Genomic DNA, 19,549 nt, shown 5'->3' with positions numbered 1-19,549 from the left:
GTATTATTTTAGCGATCTTCTCATACAAATTTATTAGGAGTTAACTCCAATAATTTTGGTGGGAGGATTTTTTTTATGCAAAATTTAGATTATTGCTTAGAATGTAGAAGACTGTTTTTAGAAAGTGAAGAGTGTGAGTTCTGTGGTTCAAAAAATATTAAGCCTATAAAGAAGAGTACATCAGTAAATGTAATTGGAAGCAAAGTTAAGGGTAAGGTTTTAAATTGTAAAGATGGAGTAGTAAATATAATTGTTGTTACTGAATCTAAGGAGAGAGTAATTAAAAACTATAAAGTAAAAGAATTAAGAAAAGTTCTTTAGTTTTAAAAGGAGTAGTATTATAAATGAAAAGAGGAAGAGTTAAAATAGCATTGCTTTTAATTGGAGCTTTTTCACTTGGAATAATATCACCTTTAAATACTTATGAAGCTAAAGCGACTGAAAATAAAAAAAATATTGAGGTGAAGAATAAAAAAGATTTAGCACCAACACCTCCGATGGGGTGGAATAGCTGGAATACTTTTATGGGAAATCCTAATGAAAAAGTTATAAAAGAGACTGCTGATGCAATGGTAGAAAAAGGCCTATTGGATGCAGGATATGAATATTTAGTATTAGACGATGGGTATATAGAACCTAGAAGAGATGAAGAGGGGAATTTAGTTCCTCATAAAACTAAATTCCCTAATGGATTTAAAGGGATATCAGATTACATTCATGAATTAGGATTGAAATTTGGAATGTATAATTCAGCAGGAACAGGAACTTGTATGGGGTTACCAGGTAGTTTTGGAAGGGAAGAGAAGGATGCCAAACAATTTGTTGAATGGGGAGTAGATTATTTTAAATATGATTTTTGTAATAATCCACTTGTAGGAACTAATATGGCATATACTCCAGATATAGATAAGGTAATATTAAGTAGAAATAACTTTGAAAAAGAAATTGAAGCTGAATCAGGAGAATTAGTAGGAAAAGCTAAAGTAAATAATGGCTTTGTTGGCTGGATAGGAAACAATGAAGGAGAGCTTATATTAACTTTAGATGTGCCTGAGGATGGAGAATATAATTTAGCTTTTAAGTATATTGGAGCTGATGGAGATAGAAAAGCTAAGATAGATGTTAATGGAGTTGAAGGAGATGTATATAGTTTCCCTAGAACAAATGGATGGGGAGTTGATGATGCTAAAGAAAAAAATATAACGCTTAATTTGAAAAATGGAGTTAATAAAATCAGAATTTATAACCATGGAAATGATGAAGAATATAATATGCAAATGGCATATAAAAGTTATAAGGCTATGACTAATGAGTTTCTTAAATATGATAGGGATGTTGTATTTAGCATTTGTGAATGGGGAAGTAATAATCCATGGTTATGGGCAGGTGACTTAGGACATTTATGGAGAACAACATATGATATTACAAGTTCAGCAGGAGAGGCATCTTGGTCAAAAATAATGCAAATATATGATGAGAATGTTGTTTTAGCAGAGTATGCAGGGCCAAATGGATGGAACGATCCTGATATGCTGGTTGTAGGGTTAGATGGAATTAACTATGAGGAAAATAAATCTCATTTTAGTTTATGGGCTATGATGGCAGCACCTCTTATGTTAGGAAATGATATTAGAAATATTAGCGATGATGTGTTAAATATAATAACTAATAAAGAAATAATTGCCTTAAATCAGGATACCTTAGGAAAGCAAGCTGTTAGAATTCGTGATGATGGTGATTATGAGGTTTTGGCGAAACCATTAGAGAATGGTGATGTTGGCTTATTACTTTTTAATAGAAGTGGAGATACAAGCAATATAAGCACAGATATAAATGAAATCATACGAGGAATAGATATAGTAAATGAGGGTTCATTTGAAGAAGCAGAAAGCTATAATTTAAAAGAATTATGGGATAATACTGAAAATACTATTACTAATGAAATATTAGGAGAAAATATTCCTGCACATGGAGCAAAGGTTTATAGAATATCTCCAAATAATAGTGATATAAAAAGTGATTTAAAGGTTGAATTAGATTTAGCGGAAGGTAAATTAAGTGAGGCTGAAGAGGGAATAAAAAATTGGCAGTATCATTTAGGAAGCAAATTAAGATTAGAAGAAGCTAGAAATAAAGCTAAAGAGATATATGATAATAAAGATGCCTCTACTGAAGAAGTAATAGATATCATAGAATATTTAAAGGCACAAATAGTATTATTTGATAAATGTTTAATAACTGAAAGCACTGGTGATGTTAATGGAGATGGTAAAATCAATGTTGGTGATTTATCAATAGCTTCTCGTTACTACAATAAATTTAATGAAGAGGATCAGTTAAACGTAAAAGCTGATATAAATTTTGATGGAAAAGTTGATTCTTATGAATTAAATTTTATTTCAAATAGAGCATTAAATTAAGATTAATATAATAAAGAGAAGCTTTTAATTTAAAAGCTTCTCTTTTATTACATTAATAATGAAAATGTAATAGTTTTGCCATAATAATACACTATAATTAAATAGATTTGATTTACATAAGATAATAAATATAGTATATTTAATTAATGTATTTCAGAATAATATTTAATGCTTTTAGGAGGATATTATGGACGATAACAAATTCACTAAAGAGCAAGATGATGCTTTAAAAAGTGATGAAACATCAACAACAAATGAAAATGGAAAAATGGACTCATATGAAAAAGAAGCAGCAATACTAGAGACTGTATCATTAGATACAAATACTATGGCTATTGATAATGAGGAATTTATGAATAAAAAAGAGGATCACAAAAAAGATATTGGTGAACAAGGGGAGAAAAAAGTATCTTTCTTAAAAAGAATACTTGAAGGAGTTATAGATCAAACAGTAGTATTATTATTATCTTTAGCAGCATTCTTCATAGTAGATTTATTAATGAGACCTTTTGGGTATAAGATATCAGTAGAAGGAAGAATTCCTTTCTACTTTGTAATATTTGTTATTATGAACATACTTTACAGAGCTATAATGGAAGGTAAAAAGTTCAAATTAACATTAGGTGAAAAGGTATTTAGAAAATAAATAATTATTAGTAAGGGAGACAACTAATGAGAAAAGGTAATGAAATAGAATTAGTAATAGAGGGAATAGAATTCCCTGCTAAAGGATTCGGATTTGTAGATGGCTTAAAAGTCTATGCTAAGAATACTTTCCCAGGGCAAAAAGTCTTTGGAAGAGTAACTAAGAAAAGAAAAGAGTATGCAGAAATAAGAGTTTCTGAAGTTAGAGAAAAAGCTAGTTATGAAGAGAATAAAAAATGTTCTCACTTTGGAGTGTGTGGAGGATGTTCTTCACAAACAATTCCTTATGAGAAACAATTAGAGCTTAAGGTTGAACAAGTTAAGGATTTATTCAGAGAAGCTGAAGTTCCTACTGGAGAGTTTTTAGGAATAGAAACTAGTCCAACTCAATGGGAGTACAGAAACAAAATGGAGTACACTTTTGGAGATGAGGAAAAAGGTGGTTCTCTTACTCTTGGAATGCATATGAAAGGAAAATCTTTTGGAATAGTGAATGTTGATGAGTGTGTATTAGTTGATGAAGATTTTAGAAAAATACTAGATACAACTGTTAAATATTTTAGAGAAAAAGGATTACCTTTCTATAAAATAATGCCTAGAACAGGATATTTAAGATATTTAGTAGTAAGAAAAAGTGTTAAAACAGAAGAGGTTCTTGTAAACTTAGTTACAACAACTCAAATAGATTTTGATTTAACAGAGTTTACTGAAATTATTAAAGGATTAGATTTAAAAGGAAAATTAAAATCAATAATACATACAGAAAGTGATGCTTTATCAGAGGCTGTTATACCGGAAAAAGTAAACATTCTATATGGAGATGATTTTATAACAGAGAACCTTTTAGGGTTAAACTTTAAAATATCACCATTCTCATTCTTCCAAACAAACTCATTAGGAGCTGAGAAGTTATACAGCATAGTTAGAGACTTCATGGGAAGTGCTGATAATAAGGTTGTATTTGATCTTTATTGTGGAACAGGAACAATAGGCCAAATAGCTGCTGGAAAAGCTTCAAAGGTTATTGGAATTGAGCTTATAGAAGAGGCTGTTGTGGCAGCTAATGAGAATGCTAAATTAAATGGATTAGATAATTGTAACTTTATAGCAGGAGATGTAACTGAGGTTATAAAAACAATTAAGGATAAGCCAGAAATAATAATTCTAGACCCACCAAGAAGTGGAGTGCATCCAAAGGCTTTAGACTACGTTATAAAATTTAATGCACCACAAATAATCTATGTTTCATGTAATCCTAAGACTTTAGTAACTGATTTAAAAGTTTTAGAAGCTAAGGGATATGAAATAGAGAAAACTCTACTTATGGATATGTTCCCTAACACTCCACATGTAGAGACTGTGGTAAAGCTTAATAAAAGATAATATTATATTAATGAAAAAAGATTAGGATATTTTTATTCTAATCTTTTTTTGTTAAAGATTTATATAATGTTTTAGATTGATAATAAAGAAAGTAGCATAAATTTTTATTAAATTAATCTTAAATATTAAGCAAATATTCTATATGAAAAATTAAGGTTTAAAGATTAATTTACTGATTTATATAATAAAATTTAATTATATGATTTGTTTTTTAATAAAAAGAAGTTTATATAAGAAAAAGAGCTATTATTTTACAAATTAAATATCTTTGAAATATAAGAAATATTTTTGACACAATTAATACCATTTAATATAATGTTAAAAATATTCACATAATAGTAAAAGTAATTTGTAAAGGAGATAGTAATATGAATAAAACTAATTTTTTTAAGTTTGAAAATAAGGAGGATGATTTTCCTTTTTACAATGATGATAAGACAGCATTTACACCTATTCAAAGTCTTTTTTTAGTTATGGCTTCAATTGGAAGTGTAATATTATTTATATTTTTAGGGGCAACAAGGTTAAATTTTTTAACCCCTTTTATAAATATTATAGTCCCTCTTGGTTCATTAATGATAGTTGTTAAATCAAATTGGATTAAGCTTTTCAGAAAGGTTCATTTTAAGGATATAATATTAGTAATATTAGTATTGATAACTAATTTGATTGTTACTTTTATAGTTGGATTTTTAACTGTAAAATTCGCAAGTGCTGATGTAAATCCAGCAGTACATATTATTCAAGGGAATTCTCCAATTAATAATCTTAAATTTTTTCTTATGATGATACCCATGCTTTTCGGAGAAGAATTGATAACTATTATTCCATTCTTGGTTATCTTACAGTTTGCTAAAAGAAATTTAAAGACTTCAAGAAAAACTGCTATTATAATAGCCTGGATTGTATCTGCTTTAATTTTTGGTGCAATGCATTTGCCAACTTACAATTGGAATATTATTCAAGCAGTTTTATCAATAGGAATAGCAAGATTAATACTCACTTTCCCATATATAAAAACAAAAAATATTCTAATATCTCTATTTGTACATATATTAAATGATTGGATTCTTTTCTTACCATTCTTATTAATGAGTTTTAGGTAAAAGGATTTTTAAAAATAAGATTTTTTATAGTTAGAATGAGGATAAAATTGTTGATACTTTTTAGATTAAATAGTTAATTAGCGTTATTAATTTTTATAAATTTATATTGAAATTCACAAATAAAAGGTTTTATTTGTAACACCACTAAAAATATAGAGTACATTAAATTAAGAGTTCTATTTAAGAGGTGAGTAGTCATAGAAGTAAGTCAATGTCCTAATTTTTTAAGTGCAGATTCTCCAGATTACTTAGTGGAATATAGAGGTAACTTAAAGGAAGAATTAGAAAAGATTCCATATGCTTGTGGAGAGGCAATTAATGATACATTAGGTGTTGTCTCAACTCCACCACAGTATTTGAAGCAATTAAGAAAGGATGTTCCATCAATTGTTTATATACAAACAAGAGTACCCTATGTATTGCAAGATGTGTCGCCACAAGATGTTGATAATATACCAACAGTAGTAAATAATCCTTATTTAGGTCTTAATGGTAGTGGTGTTGTGGTAGGAATAGTAGATACTGGGATAGATTATCTTAATAGAGAATTTATGAGGGAAGATGATAACTCAAGAATATTAACTATTTGGGATCAAAAAAGTACAAAAAAACCAGATCCATCAGTTTATTTAGGGTCTATATTTACAAATGAAGATATAAATAATGCAATTAAAAGCAAGATGAATGGAGGAAATCCATATGATGTTGTTGATAGCAAGGATGAAATCGGTCATGGAACTAAGTTAGCTAGCATAATAGGGGCAAGAGGATACAATAGGATTGTTAAGGGAATTGCTCCTAATTGTGATTTTGCTGTAGTAAAGTTATTAACATCACTTAGTTATGAAAAAGAGTTCAGAGAGAATGGGATAGAGAATGTTCCAATTTATAATGAATCTGAGATTATAGCTGGAATTGAATATCTTAAGAATTTTGCTAAGTCTATCAATAGACCTTTAGTAATTTGTTTAGCAATAGGATGTACTGAAGCAAGTCATGATGGAAGAGGACTTTTTTCTAGGTATTTAACTACTATTGGATCAATAAGAGGGGTGGCAGTAGTTGTTGGTGTAGGAAATGAGGGTGCTGCACAGGGACATGCTGCTGGAATAATAAAAAGTGAAAATAGCATTGAAAAAATTGAATTATTAATACCTAGAGAAATAAAAAATTTTAATCTACAGTTTTGGATACAAAGACCTGATATTATGTCATTAAATATAATATCACCTAGTGGAGAAGCATCTTCATTTATAGATGCTAAGATTTTCTTAGAAAGGTCATTTAAATTTATACTAACTAATACAAGTGTTGATATTAATTATTATACGCCTGATACCTTTACAGGTAATGAACTTATTGTAATTAGATTTAAAGATATAAAACCTGGAATATGGACATTTGAGTTGAGAGGAGATTATATAGTTAATGGTAGATATGATATATGGCTATCCCCAAGTATCTTATTACCTGAAAATACTAGATTTCTTAAGCCGGATCCATTAAATACTCTTATGGTACCATCTACTGCTAGATATTTAACAACTGTAGCTTATTATAATAGTCAAACGCAGTCATTGTTATCTGAATCTGGTAAAGGATTTAATGTAAATGGATGGATAAATCCAGATATAACTACTGCTGGAAAAGATATATTGACAATATCCCAAAATAATCAAGTTGTAAGGATGTCAGGATGTTCACCAGCCACAGCAATAGTCTCTGGGGTTTGCGCTTTATTATTACAATGGGGAATTGTAAATAGAAATGATATAACTATGAATTCAAGCAAGGTGAGAAGTTATCTTGTATATGGAGCTGTCAGAACTCAAGGACAAACATATCCTAATGAAAATACTGGATATGGATTTTTAGACCTATATGAGGTATTCAAAAATATTACAGCAGTACCATTAACACCTTTTAGAAGTAATCAAATTAATAAAAATTATGTTGAATATTATTTTGGAAGGTTATTTATTAGTGTACCTTCTGACTTATATTAGGGGGGAGTAGAATGGAATTTAAATCTTCAGCTCCAAAAGATATATTTAATAATGCAAATTATGTAAGTTATTTAGTTCAGTATCAGGGAGATATCATAGGTGAATTTTCTGGTGTGAAAGGAGTATTTCCTACTTTAATTAATAATAGATATGCAATAATAACTGTAGATAGAAATCTACAAGAATATGAAAATGACTTATCGATGATTAGATATAAGAAAGAAGATGGAAGGTATGTAGAGGTTGAGACTATTACTTATATACAAAACCCAGAGGCTTATGTGCTTCAACAAATAAGCCCTTTAGAGGCAGCTAATGTAGAATACGTTCAGGTAGAGTCATACTTTAATTTAACCGGAAAAGGAGTAATTATTGGCATTTTAGATACTGGAATAGATTATTTAAATGAAGAATTAATGGATTCCAATGGGAATACAAGAATTTTAGGTATTTGGGATCAAACCATTTCAAGTAATAATCCAAATGGACAAAATTTACCTTATGGAACTTTTTATACAGAAGACGAGATAAATAGAGCCATAAGATTAAGTAGGGAAGGAGGAGATCCATATACAATAGTTCCATCAAAGGATGAAATTGGACACGGTACATCTATGGCTGGAATAATTGGTTCAACAGGGAAAAATCCTGATTTAAAGGGGGTTGCTCCAGATTGTAAATTTTTAGTTGTAAAACTTGCGCAAGCAGCCTACTATAAAAAAGCATATGATATAGATATACCTGTTTATAATGTTACGGAAGTATTTACAGCTGTACAGTATTTATATTCATATTTCTTAAAGGTATCACAAAGTATGATTATATATATGCCTTTAGGAACTAATAGAGGAAGTCATAAAGGAACCAGTGTTTTGGAAGAGTTTTTAGAATCTATATTAATAAGTAGAGGAATTGCAGTAGTCACTGGAGCAGGTAATGAGGGGACAGCATTGATACATGGATCTGGAATTATAAAACCTGATAGGCAAGTAACTACTCATGAATTTATTATAGATAAAAATCAGAAGAAAATTAATATTGAAGTTTGGATAGAAACACCTGTTATAGCATCTTTAGAAGTTATTTCTCCAACAGGAGGATCAACAGGAGAAATTCAGCCTTTTTTTGGTAAAGGAGTTAACTATAATTTTATAATTGAGCGAACTACAGTCTTAGTAAGTTATTATATACCTGAAGAGCTATATGAAGATGCTTTAATACTTATTATACTAGATAATGTTCAACCAGGAACATGGAATTTTAAGTTTAGAGGTTTAAAAGAAATAGAAGGTAGATATAATATTTGGTTGCCGGCAAGAGGGATAAGTAAACCAGATACTAGAATGATACCCCCAGATCCATATGGAACTATAACTACTCCAGGAACAAGTTACTCTGTTATAACTGTAGCGGCATACAATCAAGTAAATAATACTTTATTAAATTATTCAGGAAGAGCTTTTGTCAATAATTATATTGATGTAATAGATGTTGCAGCTGGAGGGACAAATGCTCTTACTATTGCGCCAAATAATAAAACAACTCTTGCAAATGGAACAAGTGTCGCGGCGGCTGTTGTAGCTGGAATTTGTCTGTTGCTTTTCCAATGGGGAATAGTACAGGGAAATTATCCTTATATGTTCTCTCAAACTTTAAAGTCTTTTATTGCCAGGGGAACAAGAAAAAGAAAAGGCGATACTTATCCAAATCCACAGCTTGGTTATGGAATAGTAGATGTATTCAATATTTTTAATCTTACAACTTAAATTTAGAATAATTATTAATATAGAAAGCGGGATTTTAGTATAGATAAAATTCCGCTTAAAAATAATAAATAATTTAAATAATATATAGATTAATATTAATAACAATTTAAAAGGAGATTCATATTTGCATGAAATAAATGTAAAAAAATATTCTTAAATCATAATTTTTGGTGTAATATAAAGTAAAGTAACACAAGTAAAGAGATGTGGGAGGAACTATTATGATAAAAAGCATTGATAACATAGAGTTAAAAAAAGAATTAGCTTATAACCTAATAAATGATTTTAAGGATGAAATTCATAATAAACATATTGTTGAAAGAATAATTGAGGAAATAGAGAAAATACCATTTTATACATACATAGAAAATAATAGAGAAATAGGATTTCTTTCAATGAAGCCTTTAACAGAAGAATCTGCAGAGATTTATTTTATTAAAATGCTTTATGGATATGAAGAAAGAGGTTTTGAAGAAGAGCTTATAAATAATGTGGCAGCTTTTTATAAAGAAAAAGGATATAAACTTTTAAGAGTTAAGGTTTTAGCAGATGGAAATCATGATGAATTAATAAGTTTTTATAGATCAGTTGGTTTCTTTAACCTTGAGGAAAGAGTTGAATTAGAGGATAAGGAAAATAAAATTTTAGTTATGATTAGACCTTTAGTATAATTTTAAAGCTCTTTTTTAGTAGTGATTTATTTTCAGCTAGACCTTCAGATTTAATTACGCTCAAACAGAAAAGGCTTCTTAACGCTATTATTCTTAATTATATGATGCAATACTAAATGCTTATTAAGATGGACTTATGGTTCTAGCTAAAAATAAATACTAGTTTAAAATAAAAATAGAAATAATAATTATTTATATAGTTAAATTTTATTTTGAGAATATGGCTGTACACCATTCTTTAGTTTGGAATTTCTCATTAAGCTTAAAGCCTTTTGCTTCAACTTTCTCTCTAACCCAGTCAAAGCTCCATTCAACAAGGCCAGAAACTAGAAGCTTACCAGTATCTTTTATGTGTTCATCAATAAAATCCATAAACATTTCAGTTTCTTCTCCACCTATATTTATGAATATCCAATCAAATTTTTCATCTAAAGTATAGTCCTTATCAAGAACATTTCCTACAATCACTTCTATATTTTCTAATTCATTTAAAGAGGCATTTAAAAGAACTTCATTTTCTACATTTCTTATATCAACAGCCATAATTTTTGAAGCTCCTTTTACTCCAGCAGCAATAGAAAGAATTCCTGAACCAGTTCCTAAATCAAGAAGAGATTTATTTTTAAAATCTTCTCTTATTATGAACTTTAATATATCTTGAGTAGTTTCATGTAAACCAGTACCAAAGGCACCTTGAGGAGTAAAGAATATTACATTTTTATCTTGAAAATTTTCTGTTGGAGCACATAATACCCAGTTTTCGTTTAGGTGGATAGGAGCAATATAAAATTCCTCGAATTCATTTTTTACTTCATCAATTGAAGAAGGCTCTTCATTAAGTAATTTTGAAATTTGATTTTTAAAAGTTTCAAAGTCTTCTAAATTACCATCAAAAGCAACCTTTAAATCAACGATAACACCTTCTTTTTCAACATAACCATAACCAAACATATCAGTTGTTATATCTAAAGGGGATTCATAATAAACATTAAAAATATCATTGATTTGAAGTAACTCTATTTTTTCATCCACAAGTTCTTTTGGAATTTTGTAAGTAATTATAAACATTTATATATTTCTCCTTAGATTAAGATTTATTTTATCAAATTTTATGTACGTAGATATTATAGCATATTAAAAGTCTTGACTAATTTTTTTAATATTAAATCAATTATTTGAAGAAAATATTAGAAAGATAAAAATTAAATGATTTGTTATGTTAATAGAAAAAGATTACAATTAAGCTATAGGTTAAATAATAGAAAATTTTAACTTGGAGGAATTTTAATGAAAAAAAATGCAGCTCAAAGGGAGTATAAAAAGTTATCTGGACAGATAAGTCAAATAGAAAATATAGTAAGGCATTCAAAAGCTGGAGCGCTTTTTGAACATGAATCAACTTTAAGAAAAAAAATATTACAATTAAAAGAGATGAAAGACCACGGCTTAAAAGGATATGAAGCTCTTTATGATAGATATGAAGAATTATTAGAAGAAGTAGGTAAAAGAATTTTAGAAGGCTATAACAATAAAAATGGCACAAATTTTGATTTTTATGAGGTGCTTAGAAATAACTATAATGTATTTTTAAATTCAGGAATAATGACTCTTTTGGTAAAACATCATATTCCAGAATTAATATCAAGAGAGTTTGATGAAAAATTCCCAGCAAATCCAAAGGATGAATATCTTCATACAAGAAGATTAAAAAGAAAATTCTATCTTCATTTAGGAGAAACAAACACAGGAAAAACTTATACAGCTATGCAAAGGTTAAAAGAGGTAAAAAAAGGTGTATATTTATCACCACTTAGAATTTTAGCCTTAGAAAACTTTGAAAGATTAAATAATGAAGGCGTTAAATGTAATTTACTAACTGGAGAAGAAGAGATATTATTTGAAGATGCAACTCATGTATCATGTACTATAGAAAAAGCTAATATTCATGAAAGATATGATGTGGCAGTAATAGATGAAATACAAATGATAAATGATTCTCAAAGAGGATATGCTTGGACTAGAGCTTTGCTGGGATTATATTGCAATGAGATACATATATGTGGAGCTTTTAACGCTAAGAATATATTAAAAGAAATAATTGAAGACTGTGGAGATGAGTATGAAATTATAGAATATCATAGGGATATTCCATTAGTTGTGGAGGATAAAAGTTTTCATCCTGCGGATGTTCAAGAGGGAGATGCTATAGTTTTATTTTCTAAGAAAAAAGTTCTTCAAATGGCAGAACAATACTCACAAATGGGGATTAAATGTTCAATAATTTATGGAGATTTACCTCCAGAGGTTAGAAGAAAACAATATGAGGAATTTATTACAGGAAAAAATAAGATTTTAATAACAACTGATGCAATTGGTATGGGCGTTAATCTTCCAATAAAGAGAATTGTTTTCTTATCAATAAGTAAATTTGATGGAGAACAAATGAGAGAATTAACTTCTCAAGAGGTTAAACAAATTGCAGGAAGAGCTGGAAGAAAGGGAATATACAATACTGGATATGTAGCTACATATAGAGATAATAAAGAGTTTATTGAAGAAAGGCTTGAAGAAGAAGATATTATTATAAAAAGGGCTGTTTTAGGTCCATCAGATGCAATATTAGAAATAACTAGTCTACCTTTAAATGAAAAATTAGCCTTATGGAGTACGAAAAAAAGTGAGGTTCCTTACTATAGAAAAATGGATATAAGTGAATATTTAATAATATTAGAAAGATTAAAACCATATAAGCTTCTTGAGGAAATACAATGGGAACTTTTAAAGATTCCTTTTGATATATCTAAGGATGATTTAATGAATCAATTTTTAAATTTTGTAGATCAATTATTTTTAAATGATCAAGAGGAAATTTTTAAACCTCAATGTTATTCAGGAACATTATATGATTTGGAAACTTACTATCAAATGGTTAATATGTACTATTCATTTAGTAAGAGGTTTAATTTAAATTTTGATTTAGAGTGGATAGAAAATGAAAGACGTACTGTAAGTGAAGAAATAAATAATATTCTTATGAGAATATAAATAGGTGATTATATGAGAGTTTTAAATTTAAGAATAACTTTAAGAGCTTCTTGGGTACATTCTCTAAAAGAAAAAAGAATGGTAGTAAAGAGTATAGTTCAAAGATTAAAAAATAAATTTAATATTTCTGTTGGAGAAGTTGATGAACAGGATATTCATCAAACCATAGTTATAGGTATATCAGTTGTATGTGGAGATTCTAAACAAGTTGATTCAACCTTAGAACATTTAATAAGCTTTGTGGAAGAGAATACAGATGCAGAAATAATTGATATAGAAAGTGATAATTATATATTTTAAGAAAAAGCTATATTTTAAACTATGTTGCTTTTTCACTAGCCTTCAGACCTAACTTAATTTTAAGTGAAAATCAAAATTTTAATTTTGCGTTTTGAACTTACACCTTTGAATAAAATGAGATTGTATTCCTTTTTGATTACGTTTAAACAGAAAAAGCTTCTTAACGCTATTATTCTTACGTATATAAAATGAGACTTAATTCAGAGAGAGCTTATGCGAACTCTGAATCTTAGTCGAATTTATCTAGAGCGTAGGAACTCTTAATGACAGCTTGAATAAGCTGGAATCTTAGAGTTACTAGCTATAGGAGATGCAATACTAACTGCTTATTAAGATGGTCTTGCAGTTCTATCTAAAAATCAATATTAAAATAAAGCTTAATTAAAATATTAGGTTTTGTTATATGTTAAAAATGGAATTTTATATTCCAAAACTATATAAGTATAAGGGCTTAAAGAGAAGGAAAAACTAAAATAAAATAAACAAGCTTTAGGAGGAATTGATATGAACCCATATGAAGCGCCAGTAAATAATTATGTTTTAGTTATGCCTGAAGGAAGAGTTATTGGTTTTGAAGAAAGTGATATGGCTCAGGCCTATGTAAACAGATATTATCAAGAAAAAATTTCTCTTTATTGTGAAAAAGTAGATTTTTCAGAACTTGATATGACTGAATGGAAATCAACAGGAAGTATATGCAGTGTAGTTGGAGCTACTGAAGGATTATGTATTCTTTATAGGCTAGATGAATTCATAGCTAGCATACAGAAATCATCAATATTTGAGGATGAAAAGAATGAGCTTATAGCTAATTTAAGAGGAAAAAATATAAATCTAAATATAAATGATTATCAAATAGATGATATATTAGCTAATGTTGATGGAATAATATATCAATAAAAAAATAAAAAATAATGCATAATTTTATTTTCGCTGGGCAATATAATAATGTAACAGGGAGGAAGTCACGAGGGCTTTCCAAAGTTACAATTTGCATAGGCAAAACTTAACCTAACTTAATAATTAATTATTATTAAGGGTCGACAAGTGACAGCGAGTTTAGTCACACAAAGGAAAGTTGTGAGTTAAAATTTTAACTCACAACTTTCCTTTTTTATTGAAACTAATGAATTTAATCTAAAACAAGATATAGAATTAAATACAAAAGTACGCTAATATAGATTATAGGTAGTAAAATATTCTTTAAATTACATTTATTACATTTATTACATTAAATGAGTGATTTTAGAGAAAAATTAGTGTTTAAGGAGTACATATGAAGAAAAAGAGAAGTTTAAAAGTTTTAATTATGATATCTATTATGTTATTAGTTAGTGTGCTTATTTCTTGTGGAAGTATTAATAATGGATGGAAGGTTATTTCCTTAGAAGAAGCTAATAAAGAAAAGGAAGAAATAAAGGTTACAAAAGAAGAGAGTTTAAAATCAATACCTGACGGTTTAATCTATGATAAGACAGTACCTATTGATCAAAGTAAAATGATATATGCTCCTTATCAGTATATAGTAAATGATATAGGAGATGAAAAAGAGAGTATAGAAAATATTCAAACTGGTAAAGAAGTAACAGTAAATAAAGAAAAGTTTGGTAATGATAAAGAAGTTAAATCAATATTAGCTGGTGGGCAAGATGGATTCATTATAGGTGATTATGTAATAGTGTTTTTAAAGAATCCAAATTATAAAGAAAATAAAAATCATATTGGAGAGTTTAAAGAAATCAAATGGTATAATTTAAAAACTGAGGAATGGAACAAAATAGATCTTAAAGATGATATGAATGTAAGTACTATTATAATAGGATTTAATAATGATGAATTATTTACATTATCATATGATGTAAAAGGTAAAGAATTTGATGAAGTAAATGAAAAAATTTATTCATTAAACTTAAAGACTGCAAAATTAAGAGAAGAAAGTAATTTAGAAGTTAAAGGAGCTGCGTATTTAGATTACGAATATTTAAATGATAATAAAATCATATTTACCAATGTTCCTAATCCTAATACTGTAGTAAGAATATTAGATTTTAAAAATAAAATATTTAGTGAGTTAATGGACCAAAATCTATATTACACTAATGATTCAATTTATATGCTTAATGAAACTTTATCTCCTTCAAAGGATAGATTTTTTTATGAAATTGAACAAGGGGGAGTAGTTTCAGTTTGGGTATTAATAATTGGAGAAGATGATAAAGTTAAGGCTGAAGGAAAAGTATATGAGTATTATAAAGGAGATAAAACTCATATTAATTGGAGCAAAGATGGTAAAAAATTAGTTATAAGTGAGAAAATTAATTTTAATGGGGAAGCAGAAAATTATAAGATATTAGAATTTAATGAGTAGAATAAAAAAACTTCTATCTAGAGTTTAGATAGAAGTTTTTTATTTTGGTAAAGAGTTGATAACAATTGAAACTTCCTAATATAGTAAAATTAAAATGAGTCTTAATTTAAGGAGCGGATTTATGGAAGAAAGAATTTTAATAATTGAAGACGAACCAGATATTCAAAATATTTTAAGATATTCCTTTATGAAAGAAGGATTTAAGGTTAGATGTGTTGATAAGGGATTGCAAGGCATAGAGATTTTTAAGAGTTTTGATCCTAGTTTAGTTCTTTTAGACTTAATGTTACCAGATATAAGTGGTTTTGATGTTTGTAGAGAATTAAATAAATTGGATGCAAATATTATAATGCTTACAGCAAGAGATGATATTGTGGACAAGGTTTTAGGACTTGAATTAGGAGCAGATGATTATATAACTAAGCCTTTTGATATAAGAGAATGTGTCGCAAGAGTAAAAGTAGCCTTAAGAAGAAAAGATAAATTTTTAAGGGAAAATAATAAAAAACTAGTTAAAGATGAATTGATAATTGGAGATATTAAAATAAAAAGACAGTCAAGAAAGGTTTATTTAAATGAAGAAGAGATAAAGTTTAAACCAAAAGAAATAGAACTCTTATTGTATTTCTTGGACAATCCTAATATAGCCCTATCTAGAGATCAAATATTAGATGGTGTATGGGGAGATGAGTATTTTGGAGATTTTAGAACTGTTGATGTTCATGTGAGAAGATTAAGACAAAAGCTTAAAAATGAGGAAATAATAGAAACTATTTTTGGGTTAGGATATATGTTTAAGGGTGAAAAAGATGAAAGTTAAACATAAATTTTCAGGAGGATTTTTAATAATATTCTTAATTGCATTTATAATTTTAAACTGTTTCTTAAATAGAGCTTTTATTAATTATCATGAAAATAAAATTAAAAATGAAATGGATTCTTTATATAAAAGTAGTTATAGTGTCTTAAGATTATATTTTCAGGCAAATAACCTTGAAGGAAATAAAATAAATTTCAATAGATATATTCCTAAAATATCAAATAATATTAGTGAACAAGGAAACTGTCAAATTGATGTTTTTAATGAATCTTTAGAGAAAGAATATAGCTATTATTTGGATGAAATTTCTTTTAATTATGGAAAAGATGGAGTAGAAGATGTTTTAGAAGAGGCAAATAATAATAAGGCAGCTTTGAATATTTATAGAAATAAAAATCGTGTTACAGCATACTTAGCTTTTCCGGCTTATATTGATGAAAATTTTTTAGGTAATATACTTTTAAGCAAAGATTATTCAAAGGAATATTTAGATTTAATGGGGTTAATGAGCAATATAAAAATTATTGTTTTAATAACATTTTTGCTTGTATTAATTTTTACTTATTTTCTTTTTGAAAAGATAGTAAATCCTTTAAGCTATATAAAAAATTCCTTTAAGAGAATTGGTGATGGAGATTATAAGATAAATTTAAAAGTTAATTCAAAAGATGAGATAGGAGATTTAGCTAAAGGTGTAAATAAAATGGCTAATAAGATTGAAGAACAAATTGAGAAAATAAATGAAGAAAAGGAAAAGGTTTTAACCTTAGAAAAAACCAGAACAGAATTTTTCAATAATATTACTCATGAATTAAAAACGCCATTAACTAATATTTCGGGATATGCTCAAATTATGATGGAAGAAGATTTTAATGATGATGAGTTTAGAATATTTGCTTTAGAAAGAATAGATAAAGAAAGTAAAAGAATGCATGAGCTTATAGTAAGTTTGATTGAAGTTTCTAAAAATAAAAGTGATATAGAAAATAGAGAATTTGAAAATATAAATCTAAAAAAATTAATAGAGGAGTTATGTGAAGATTTTAAAGTTAAGGGAGAAAAACATGATATATACATTTCTAAGAATTTAGAAGATGTTGAGTTTATGTGTAGAGAAGATGAAATACGTAGAGTTATTATAAATCTTTTAGATAATGCAATAAAGTATTCAATAAAAGGTACTGAGATAAAGGTTAATCTATTTAAAAATAAAGAAGAAAGATATATAGAGATAGAGAATTTCAGTGATGAGATTAGCAATGAGGGATTAGAAAAAATATTTGAACCATTCTATAGAGAAAATACTAAAAAATCTAGAGAATTAGGGGGGAATGGTTTAGGACTTTATATATGTTCAGAGTTAGTAAAAAAATATAATGGAGATATTTCTTTTAGTTATTCTAATGATAAGGTGAAGGTTATGATTATTTTCAAATAGGCTATGTTTTAGTTGAGTGTTGATTTTTAGATATTCCCGTAGACTTAACTTAATTTTGCAAAGTATTGATATTATCTACTTCAGAATAATGTAATATTGAGTACTTATTAAGAGGATCTTACAGTTCTATCTAAAAATCAATACTAGTTAAAAAAATAGTCTTTAAATGAGATGTTATCTAGTATAAATTTTAGGGAATTATTATAAAAAAATAATTTTAGAAACATTTTGGAAATAAGATTTAATTTTTTAGAAAAAACTCCTGTATAAAATAAAAACAAAGAGTAAGGAAATAAAAGAGAAAATTTTAGAAAGGGGTATTTATGAAAAAGGGTAAGGTTTTATTATTAGTTTTAGCGGGAATTGTTACTACAGGTCTATTAATTAATTCTCTTATGAGATATGAAAATACTAATAAATACGGAGGAGAATTATATATCTTATCTAATAATGCTATTGATGACTCAGAAAATAATAAAATAAAGGTTCTTAAAGAATATGATTTTAAATTAGAAGAAGGATCTCATAATTATGAGTATTTGTTAGTAAGAGATGGAAAACTCTATTTAGAGACTAGAAATAGGGAGGGAGATATTTTAAAAACAGAGGAAATTATTTTTGAAGGAGAAAATTCTAAAAGAGTTGAAGTAGAAAATTTAAAAGAATCTCCAAACCTCAGAGATATTGAGTTTATTTTAAGTAACTGTGAATTTGAGGATTTAGGAAATGGAAAGTGGAGAGTTTTTAGTAAGGATTATGGAAAAGAAGAAGTAGTTAATATAGAAAAATTTAATAAGGATAAATTTGCAGAAAATACTCTTACGGAGTCAGAGGAGTATTATGTTTTAGAAAACTATTTGTTATTTTTAATGGATAGAAAGTTTTATTTAGGAGAGGGAAATGTAGAAAAGGATGGAGATTATAAAGAAATAAGATGGTACGATTTTGACAATGAATTTTGGGATAGTATTGAGGTACCTAAAGAAGTTTATTTAAGTGGAACTTTGATAGGAGTTGTAGATAGTAAAGTTTTTATGCTAGGAAATAGTATGAAGGGAGAACAGTTTTCAAGCAAAATTTATTCCTTAGATTTAAAAGAAAAAGTTTTAAAAGATGAAGTTGATTTATTGGAAAAAGGAGAAGCTTATTATGATTTAGCTTTTTTAAATAAAGAAAAAATTTTATTTCATGTTATGAGTAATAGTGGTGAGAAAATTAAAATGGTAGATTTGAGAAATAAGATTACAGCAGATTTATGCAATTATGAAATAGATGGAGAGAGATTCTTTTTATCACAGAAAGTATCCCCTTCAGGAGATAAAATTTTTTATCTTTCCCAAAATGGAAATAATATGGAAGTTAAAGTTTTGAAAATAGGTAATAACAAGGTTATAGCTGAGGGAAAAGTTTATGAATATGAATATAATAAGGCAGATTTAATAAATGAATATGGAGAATATTATAGTGATCCAACACCACATATTTTATGGAGCAATGATGGGGAATATTTAATTATAGGGGTAAGAGAACAAACTGGTTCTAGAATATCTAATATAAAGGTTTTAGAGATAAGCTAATAGT

16 protein-coding genes are annotated in these 19,549 nt (G+C 27.6%); 15 read left to right on the top strand and 1 reads right to left on the bottom strand.

Annotated features, from left to right (window positions below):
• The first annotated feature begins 75 nt into the window (after positions 1–75).
• From OIF33_RS05020 to OIF33_RS04985, 8 genes are all read left to right on the top strand, one after another.
• The gene (locus OIF33_RS05020; protein ID WP_322503126.1) at positions 76–321 is read left to right on the top strand and encodes a hypothetical protein; all 246 of its coding nucleotides are present in this window, start codon (positions 76–78) and stop codon (positions 319–321) included.
• Between the two features lie 23 nt (positions 322–344).
• Complete coding sequence (locus OIF33_RS05015; protein ID WP_322503125.1) at positions 345–2,420, top strand: dockerin type I domain-containing protein; 2,076 nt, start codon at positions 345–347, stop codon at positions 2,418–2,420.
• A 187-nt stretch (positions 2,421–2,607) separates the two neighbouring features.
• Positions 2,608–3,066 (top strand): hypothetical protein, encoded by a 459-nt coding sequence (locus OIF33_RS05010; protein ID WP_322503124.1) that lies wholly within the window; start codon positions 2,608–2,610, stop codon positions 3,064–3,066.
• 26 nt (positions 3,067–3,092) lie between these two features.
• Positions 3,093–4,448, top strand: coding sequence for a 23S rRNA (uracil(1939)-C(5))-methyltransferase RlmD (gene rlmD / locus OIF33_RS05005; RefSeq protein WP_322503123.1), 1,356 nt, complete (start codon positions 3,093–3,095; stop codon positions 4,446–4,448).
• Between the two features lie 368 nt (positions 4,449–4,816).
• Positions 4,817–5,554: a CPBP family intramembrane glutamic endopeptidase gene (locus OIF33_RS05000; RefSeq protein ID WP_322503122.1), complete on the top strand. Its 738-nt coding sequence runs from the start codon at positions 4,817–4,819 to the stop codon at positions 5,552–5,554.
• Between the two features lie 197 nt (positions 5,555–5,751).
• Positions 5,752–7,560 carry a S8 family peptidase gene (locus OIF33_RS04995; protein ID WP_416173350.1) on the top strand — a complete coding sequence of 603 codons (1,809 nt, stop codon included), beginning with the start codon at positions 5,752–5,754 and terminating at the stop codon, positions 7,558–7,560.
• Between the two features lie 11 nt (positions 7,561–7,571).
• Entirely contained in the window at positions 7,572–9,326 is a 1,755-nt protein-coding gene (locus tag OIF33_RS04990; RefSeq protein WP_322503120.1) for a S8 family peptidase, read from the top strand.
• Between the two features lie 221 nt (positions 9,327–9,547).
• Complete coding sequence (locus tag OIF33_RS04985; protein WP_322503119.1) at positions 9,548–9,997, top strand: GNAT family N-acetyltransferase; 450 nt, start codon at positions 9,548–9,550, stop codon at positions 9,995–9,997.
• A gap of 207 nt (positions 9,998–10,204) precedes the next feature.
• Here the strand turns inward: OIF33_RS04985 and OIF33_RS04980 are convergent, their stop codons facing one another.
• Complete coding sequence (locus tag OIF33_RS04980; RefSeq protein ID WP_322503118.1) at positions 10,205–11,065, bottom strand: 50S ribosomal protein L11 methyltransferase; 861 nt, start codon at positions 11,063–11,065, stop codon at positions 10,205–10,207.
• A 219-nt stretch (positions 11,066–11,284) separates the two neighbouring features.
• Here OIF33_RS04980 and OIF33_RS04975 point away from each other — a divergent pair, with 219 nt between their 5' ends.
• The 7 genes from OIF33_RS04975 (at position 11,285) to OIF33_RS04945 (ending at position 19,545) form a co-directional block, all read left to right on the top strand.
• The gene (locus OIF33_RS04975) at positions 11,285–13,042 is read left to right on the top strand and encodes a DEAD/DEAH box helicase (protein ID WP_322503117.1); all 1,758 of its coding nucleotides are present in this window, start codon (positions 11,285–11,287) and stop codon (positions 13,040–13,042) included.
• 12 nt (positions 13,043–13,054) lie between these two features.
• On the top strand, positions 13,055–13,342 hold the full coding sequence (locus tag OIF33_RS04970; RefSeq protein ID WP_322503116.1) for a DUF503 domain-containing protein: 288 nt from the start codon (positions 13,055–13,057) through the stop codon (positions 13,340–13,342).
• Between the two features lie 504 nt (positions 13,343–13,846).
• Positions 13,847–14,242 carry a hypothetical protein gene (locus OIF33_RS04965; protein ID WP_322503115.1) on the top strand — a complete coding sequence of 132 codons (396 nt, stop codon included), beginning with the start codon at positions 13,847–13,849 and terminating at the stop codon, positions 14,240–14,242.
• A 376-nt stretch (positions 14,243–14,618) separates the two neighbouring features.
• Positions 14,619–15,710, top strand: coding sequence for a hypothetical protein (locus tag OIF33_RS04960; RefSeq protein WP_322503114.1), 1,092 nt, complete (start codon positions 14,619–14,621; stop codon positions 15,708–15,710).
• Positions 15,711–15,831: 121 nt separating this feature from the next.
• A complete protein-coding gene (locus tag OIF33_RS04955; protein ID WP_322503113.1) occupies positions 15,832–16,530 on the top strand; it encodes a response regulator transcription factor in 699 nt (232 codons plus the stop codon).
• Complete coding sequence (locus OIF33_RS04950; protein WP_322503112.1) at positions 16,520–17,968, top strand: HAMP domain-containing sensor histidine kinase; 1,449 nt, start codon at positions 16,520–16,522, stop codon at positions 17,966–17,968. Before OIF33_RS04955 ends, OIF33_RS04950 begins: the two co-directional genes overlap by 11 nt.
• 323 nt (positions 17,969–18,291) lie before the next feature.
• Positions 18,292–19,545, top strand: a complete 1,254-nt coding sequence (locus tag OIF33_RS04945; protein ID WP_322503111.1) for a hypothetical protein — start codon at positions 18,292–18,294, stop codon at positions 19,543–19,545.
• The last annotated feature ends 4 nt before the right edge of the window (positions 19,546–19,549 follow it).

The organism is Clostridium sp. LIBA-8841, assembly GCF_034439435.1.
Classification (GTDB): domain Bacteria; phylum Bacillota; class Clostridia; order Clostridiales; family Clostridiaceae; genus Sarcina.
This window is presented reverse-complemented; position numbering and strand designations above follow the sequence as displayed.